Source organism: Oceanivirga salmonicida, assembly GCF_001517915.1.
GTDB classification, from domain to species: Bacteria; Fusobacteriota; Fusobacteriia; order Fusobacteriales; family Leptotrichiaceae; genus Oceanivirga; species Oceanivirga salmonicida.
Genome location: NZ_LOQI01000002.1, coordinates 44,040 through 51,504 on the forward strand (window position 1 = coordinate 44,040; position 7,465 = coordinate 51,504).

The following is a 7,465-nucleotide window of genomic DNA, read 5'->3' on the forward strand; positions in this document are numbered from 1 at the left end:
TGTATGAAATAAATATCATAATGAATAAAAAAAGATAAATTAGTAAAATTTTATTCGATTTATTATTAAATGTAAATAAGTAAATATTTAGTGTTTTTTTCATAACTTTTTAATTCCATTGAAAAAAAAACTCCTAAATGGTAAAATAAACATATCAAATTAAAAGGAGAAAATACTTGGGAAACAGTAATTTATATATAATAATTTTAATAGTTGCAATATTTACTATTATTTTTAGAATTTTACCTATATTTATAAAAATACCTGAAAACAATAAATATATTAATACTTTTTTTGATATATTACCTATATCAATATTATCTGTTTTGGCTATTCCAGAAGTATTTGTATCTTTGGGGAATAATTACATAGATATAATAATTAGTATATTAGGAGTAATATTTGTAGCATATTTAACATATACGAAAAAGAGTTTAGCTTTTATTGCGATGACATCAATTTTTTTTATTGGCACATTAAGGGGGTTAAGTTTTGGAAGTTTTTGAAATAAAAAAAGAAGTAAAAAATATATATGACGGATTAAAAAACTCTTTAATAATAAAAGAAAAAGAAGAAAAAATAAAAAAATTAGAAAAAGAAGTTTTAAAAGAAGGTTTTTGGGATAGAGAAGATAATAAATTAATTCTACAAGAAATAAATAAAAATAAAATATTTATTCAAGATACATATAGAATAATAGAAACTTATGAAAACATACAAATTTTATTAGAGTTTATAGATAGTGGAGATGATGCTTCTATTAAAGATTTGGAACACACATATGAGGAGTTTTTAAATATTACCGATGAATTTAATAATAAAATATTACTAAATGGTGAGTATGATATAAATTCAGCCATAGTAACAATAAATTCAGGAGCAGGTGGAACAGAAGCCTGTGATTGGGCTAATATGCTATACAGAATGTATGAAAGATGGGCAAATAAAAAAGGATTTAAATTAGAAATATTAGATATATTAACAGGAGAAGAAGCTGGAATAAAATCCATAACAGTAAACATTAAAGGAGAATATGCTTATGGACTACTTTCTTGTGAAAAGGGAGTTCATAGATTGGTTAGAATATCACCTTTTGATTCTAATGCTAGAAGGCACACTTCTTTTGCGGCAGTTAATGTAGTGCCCGAAATAGAAGATGATGTAAGTATAAATTTAAACATGTCAGATTTAAATATAGATACATATAGGGCAAGTGGTGCAGGTGGACAGCATGTAAATACAACGGATTCTGCAGTTAGAATAACTCATTTACCAACAGGAGTAGTTGTAACTTGTCAAAATGAAAGATCTCAGTTAAAAAATAAGGAATCAGCCTTAAAGGTTTTAAAGGCTAAATTATTTGAACTTGAATTAGAAAAAAAAGAAAAAGAAATGAAAGAAATAAAGGGCGAAGAAAATAAGATAGAATGGGGAAGCCAAATTAGATCATATGTAATGCAACCGTATAAAATGGTTAAGGATCATAGAACTAAATTGGAAGAAGGAAATGTAGATAAAGTAATGGATGGAGATATAGATGAGTTTATAACTTCATATTTAAAGTATAAAGCTAATGTATAAAGGAGAAATATGAGATATAATAGAAGAAATATGCAAAATATAAAAAAATGGAAAAGAATATTAAATATATTTTTAGTATTAGTATTATTATTTGTTTCTAAAGATATAATTGTAAATAAATTTTTTAATAAAACTATGGTAACAGTTCCTAGTGTAGTAAATTTAGAAAAGAAAGAAGCTATCAAAATTTTGAGAAAGGCAAATTTAGATTATAACTTCATAAGTTCAAGATCTAATCAAGTTCCGTTTAATTATGTATATAGTCAAAGCCCAGAAGCAAATGAAAAAGTAAAAATGAATAGGGCAATTAAACTATATGTTAATGATGAAGAAGGAGCAAGTTTACCTGATTTAAGAAATTTACCTTTAGTAGAAGCTATGGCTATGTTAAAAGAAAAAAATATAGAAGTTATAAGAGTAGACTATATTTCAACTAATTTAGAAGAAGATAAAGTATTAGCTAGTTACCCAAAAGAAGGAAGTTTAATAAAATATGGAGAAAAATTAGCATTATTAGTATCAACACAAAAATTAGTTAAAGATAATGTAATGCCAAATGTAATAGGGCTTAATTTATTAGATGCTGAAAAAATCTTATTAGATTTAAAATTAAATGTTACAGATGTTATAGGTGTAAAAGGAAGAGATATTCCAGAAAATACAGTGATAAGAACAGAACCTTTACCTGATACAGAACTTTCAAAAGATACAGAAATTAAAATTTATGTAAGTGTTCCTAAAAATGATGAAACACCTGAAAATCTTAAATTAAATCAACAATATATAGATAATATTATAAAAAAAGCATTAGAGGAAAAAAATGAATCAAATTAATTATAGAGTTATAGGAAAAACACAGGGTTTTTATGAAGTTATAGATAATCTTGGAAATATTTATACTACTAAACTTAAAGGAACTCTTAAAAGAGAAAATAGCAAATTAAATTGTGTTATAGGTGATAAAGTAGAAATTTCAATTAAAGATATGCTAATAACTAATGTATTAGAAAGAAAAAATTTATTACTTAGACCCTTAGTTTCTAATATAGATTATGTAGCTATAATGACTAGTATAATTAATCCCACTTTTGATATAAATGCTTTTCAAAAAAAATTATTATGGGTAGATAAACAAAAAATTAAAACTATTTTAATAATAAATAAAATAGATTTAGTAAATGATATAGAAAGAAAAGATTTTATAGAAAATTTAAAATCTAAAATTAAACATATAAAAATATTTGAAATAAGTGTAGAAAAAAACATAGGAATTACAGAATTAAAAGAGTTTTTAAAAGAAAAAATAATAGTATTATCAGGAGCTAGTGGAGTAGGGAAATCTAGTTTAGTTAATAATATTTTAGAAAATGAAACACTAGAAGTAGGAAATATTAGTAGAAAAACTAAAAAAGGAAAAAATACTACAATAATAACTAAATATTTTGAAAAAAATGGTATAAAAATTTTTGATACACCAGGTTATAGTTCAATAGCATTACCAGAATATGATGAAATAAGAGAAATAATGACATGGATACCTGATTTTGAAAATTATTTATATCAATGTAAATTTAAAGATTGCTTACATTTAATAGAACCGGATTGTAATATAATAAAAGAAGTTGAAAAAGGAAATATTAATAAATACAGATATGAATTTTACAAAAAATTAATTGAAGGAGAAAATAACAATGAAAGAAATTAAAATTGCCCCATCACTATTATCTGCTGATTTTTCTGATTTAAAAAATGAAGTTATAGCAATAGAAAAAGCAGGAGCAACTCATTTACATTTAGATGTTATGGATGGAGATTTTGTACCAAATATAACTTTTGGGGCAGGATTAATAGGGGCTATAAGAAAGCATACGAATTTAATTTTTGATATACACATGATGGTTACTAATCCTGAAAGATATATAGATGACATGGTAAAAGCTGGTGCAGATAGTATAACTGTTCACTTAGAAGCGACTAAACATTTAGATAGAGTAGTTGAATTAATAAAATCGCATGGAGTTAGGGCATCAGTAGCACTTAATCCTTCAAGCCCAATATGCTTATTAGATGATATTGCTCATAAATTAGATATGGTTTTAATAATGTCAGTAAACCCAGGGTTTGGTGGACAAAAATTTATACCAAGAGCAATAGATAAAATTAAAGAATTAAGAGAAAAATATCCTAATTTAGATATAGAAGTAGATGGTGGAATTAATAGCGAAACAGCAGTATTAGTGAAAAATGCAGGAGCTAATATATTAGTTGCAGGTTCTTATGTATTTGGTGGAGACTATAAACAAAGAATAGATAGTTTAAAGTAGGAGTTATTATGATTGAAGATATAGAAAAATTAATATATGAATTCTATAAATTATACTATAAAATTGAACAATTAAGTTTAGATAATACTATTAGATGCTTAACACAAAATGAAATACATGTAATAAATTTAATAGGAAATAGTAGTTTAACTATGAATGAATTGTGTGATAAATTAGGAACAACATTAGGAACAACTTCAATAGCCATTAATAAGTTGGAAAAGAAAAATTTTGTTAAAAGACAAAAAGATAAAAAAGACAAAAGAAAAGTATATGTTTCTCTTAGTCTTAAAGGAAATATGGCATATAAATTTCATGGTAATTTTCATAGACATGTGATAGAAAAAGCAACAAAGAAAATATCAAAAAAAGATATACAAATTTTTTACAATACCTTTAAAACTATAAAAGAAAATTTAGAGCAGTTAAAAAAAGAATATGAACCTATACTTTTACCAGATTTAGAAATAGATGATATAGTTCAAATAGAAGAAATTAAACTTTCACATGCTGCTTTTAAATATTTAAATGAAAAAGGCATTATAATAGGCAAAGAAATTAAACTTTTAGAAAAAGATAAAACAACTATAACTGTTGAAACAATAAAAGGAATTAAAGTAATAACATTAGAAGATGCCTTAGGCATACATTGTATAAAAAAAGGAAAATAATGATATATTTAGATGCGGTAGGTTACAAATTTTTAGTAGAAGAAATTAAAAATGAAATTTTAAATTTAAAAATAAGAAAAATACAAAGCTATGATAATAGCTCTTTTTCTATTTTATTTAATAAAAAAACTCTATATTTTGAAAATAAAAAAGAAGCAATACTTTACTTAAAAGATGATAAAACCCAAAATGTAGAAAAAGAATTAAATTTTGTATTAAAATTAAAAAAACACATAATAGGTGGACTAATAAAAGATATATACTTACATAATGATGATAGAATAATAGTTGTTGAAATAGAAAAATTAAATTTATTAAATGAAATAAAAAAATATAAATTAATATACGAATTTTTAGGAAAAGGAATAAATGTAGTTTTATTAGATGAAAAAAATATTATACTAACAAGTATGTACGCTAGTATAAATAGTGATAGGTCTATGATTTATGGCGCAAATTATGAATACCCTGAAAATAGGGGGAAATATGGTAATTTAATGCAAAAATTAGATGAGAAAACAAAAGAAAGATTTTCTAATTCTTATGAAGCAATAATTTATGAAGGAAAACTATTAACATATAACGAATTTTACCCGGAAAAAGAAAAGACAAAGTATAATAGTTTAAATGAAGCAATAAATGAATACTATAAGATGAATAATAATATAAGTCAATTAGAAACTAAACGAAAACCACTTTTAAAATTAATTAGACGAAATATAAAAAGATTAAAAAATATATTAGATAAAATACCAATAGATATTGAAAAAAATAAGGGTTATGAAAAATATAAAATAATAGGAGATATATTAGCATCTAATCTATATAATATGAAAAATAATATGGAAAAAGTGGAACTTTTTGATTACTATAACAATAAAAATATAGAAATTGAATTAGATAAAAATTTAAGTCCATCTAAAAATATGAAAAAATATTATGATAGATATTCAAAATCTAAAAGAAGAGAAGAAAGTATTCTTATTAGATTAAATGAGATTAAAGATGAATTATCATACTATGAGGAACAAGAACTGTATACTGTAAATCAAGATGATATATTAGGTCTAGAACAAATAGAAAAAGAATTAGGTTTAAATAATAAAAAAGTAAAATCTACAAAACATTCAAAAAGAGAAATACAAAAGATAGAATACAAAGATTTTGAAATATATGTAGGTAGAAATAGTTTAGAAAATGAGGAGATAACATTTAAAATAGCAAGAAATGGAGATTTATGGTTTCATGCTAAGAATGTAGCGGGTTCTCATGTGATATTAAGGGGCAAAGAACCGCAAGATACAGATATAGAATATGTGGCAAGGCTAGCAGCTAAAAATTCAAAATTAAACGGCATAGGAGAAGTAGATTATTGTAATGTAAAAAATGTTAAAAAGATAGCAGGCTCAAAAAGAGGAAATGTAATTTATGATAACTATAAAACAATAATAATTAAGGGGTGAACATGGAAAAATTAAAAATATTAGTAGTTATGGGCGGAACTTCAACTGAAAGAGAGATTTCACTTAGAACAGGAAATGAAATATATAAACATTTAGATAGAGAAAAGTATAATGTAGAAAAATTAATAATAAATGAAAATAAAGATATTTTTAAAGTGCAAAACATGGATATAGATTTTGTGTATATTGCATTACATGGTGCATTTGGAGAAGATGGAAGTATACAAGCAATTTTAGATTCTATGAATATTAAATATAGTGGTTCTGGTATGCTTTCTAGTGCTATATGTATGGACAAAAATATTTGTAAACTTTTAGTGAAAGATGAAGTAACGGTAATACCTGGAACTACTATGAGAAAAGATAGTTTAATAAGTTATGATGAAATGTCTAAAAAATATGGAGAAAAAGTAGTTTTAAAACAAGTTAATGGTGGTTCTAGTTTAGGATTATATATAGTCAATAATAAAAAAGATTATGATAATGCAATAATTGAAATATTAAAATTAACTGATGAAATAGTTTTAGAAAAATTTATTAAAGGAATAGAAATATCTGTTCCAATAATTGCAGGTAAGGTTTACCCAACTGTTAGAATAACTCCTTTAAAATCAGATACATTTAATTATGAAAGTAAATATAGTGTTGATGGAGCAAAGGAAGAAATTGTAGAATTTGAGCCTAAAATACAAGAAAAAATCAATAGTATGACAGAAAAAATTTATAGAAAAACCAAATGTAGTGGATTTGCTAGAATAGATTATTTAATAGAAAATAATGAAGTATATATGATAGAAGTAAATACATTACCAGGTATGACTTCTGCTAGTATATTACCAAAGAGTTTAGCAAGTGCAGGACTTGATTATTCACAAACACTTGATTTATTAATAGAGAGTTCATTAAAAAAATAGAGTTATAGCTCTATTTTTTGTTTTGGTATTTAATTATTGTAATTATATCACTTTATTTTTTATTCGATTCTTTTATTTTTCTTAAAATTACAGATACTGTAAATGCGACAACAAAGTATATTCCTATCAGAAAAATATCATTTTTGGGCATAACATTAAAATGCTCTAATAAATAATGAGTTAAACCTATACTTGAACCTAGAACTATACTTTCAAATAATATGCATTTTATACTATATTTCATATTTTTTCCTTTCACTAAATTATATTATGATAATAAATATTAATAAAATAATTATGTACATATTTTTAATTTTATGGTTAAGTAATTATATAACATATAAGGTTAAATGTAAATGTGAGTTAAAGAAAAAAAGAGTGGTTGGCTAAACCACTCTAAAAAAATTCATTTGATTAATAACTAATTCTTGCGAATATAATTATTATAAATATCAAAATCATTATTTTTAAAAAGATTCTGAACATTTTTCACCTTGTATGATATAGTCATA

The 7,465-nt window shown here is 23.6% G+C and carries 9 protein-coding genes; 8 read left to right on the forward strand and 1 reads right to left on the reverse strand.

Going from position 1 to position 7,465, the window contains the following annotated elements; translation table 11 throughout:
• Positions 1–176 precede the first annotated feature (176 nt).
• The 8 genes from AWT72_RS00530 to AWT72_RS00565 are packed head-to-tail and all read left to right on the forward strand — an operon-like array spanning position 177 to position 6,953.
• Positions 177–506, forward strand: a complete 330-nt coding sequence (locus AWT72_RS00530; protein WP_067139188.1) for an AzlD domain-containing protein — start codon at positions 177–179, stop codon at positions 504–506.
• A complete protein-coding gene (gene prfB, locus AWT72_RS00535; protein WP_082680481.1) occupies positions 493–1,581 on the forward strand; it encodes a peptide chain release factor 2 in 1,089 nt (362 codons plus the stop codon). The genes AWT72_RS00530 and prfB overlap by 14 nt, the downstream gene beginning before the upstream one ends.
• A 9-nt stretch (positions 1,582–1,590) precedes the next feature.
• Entirely contained in the window at positions 1,591–2,415 is an 825-nt protein-coding gene (locus AWT72_RS00540) for a PASTA domain-containing protein (protein ID WP_067139191.1), read from the forward strand.
• Entirely contained in the window at positions 2,402–3,286 is an 885-nt protein-coding gene (gene rsgA, locus AWT72_RS00545; RefSeq protein ID WP_067139195.1) for a ribosome small subunit-dependent GTPase A, read from the forward strand. The genes AWT72_RS00540 and rsgA overlap by 14 nt, the downstream gene beginning before the upstream one ends.
• Positions 3,273–3,905 carry a ribulose-phosphate 3-epimerase gene (gene rpe / locus AWT72_RS00550; protein ID WP_067139198.1) on the forward strand — a complete coding sequence of 211 codons (633 nt, stop codon included), beginning with the start codon at positions 3,273–3,275 and terminating at the stop codon, positions 3,903–3,905. The genes rsgA and rpe overlap by 14 nt, the downstream gene beginning before the upstream one ends.
• Positions 3,906–3,913: 8 nt before the next feature.
• Positions 3,914–4,576, forward strand: a complete 663-nt coding sequence (locus tag AWT72_RS00555) for a MarR family transcriptional regulator (protein WP_067139201.1) — start codon at positions 3,914–3,916, stop codon at positions 4,574–4,576.
• Complete coding sequence (locus AWT72_RS00560) at positions 4,576–6,039, forward strand: Rqc2 family fibronectin-binding protein (protein ID WP_067139204.1); 1,464 nt, start codon at positions 4,576–4,578, stop codon at positions 6,037–6,039. Before AWT72_RS00555 ends, AWT72_RS00560 begins: the two co-directional genes overlap by 1 nt.
• Positions 6,040–6,041: 2 nt before the next feature.
• Positions 6,042–6,953, forward strand: a complete 912-nt coding sequence (locus tag AWT72_RS00565; protein WP_067139207.1) for a D-alanine--D-alanine ligase — start codon at positions 6,042–6,044, stop codon at positions 6,951–6,953.
• 52 nt (positions 6,954–7,005) lie between these two features.
• Here AWT72_RS00565 and AWT72_RS00570 read toward each other — a convergent pair whose 3' ends face one another.
• A complete protein-coding gene (locus tag AWT72_RS00570) occupies positions 7,006–7,197 on the reverse strand; it encodes a hypothetical protein (RefSeq protein WP_067139210.1) in 192 nt (63 codons plus the stop codon).
• Positions 7,198–7,465: the final 268 nt, after the last annotated feature.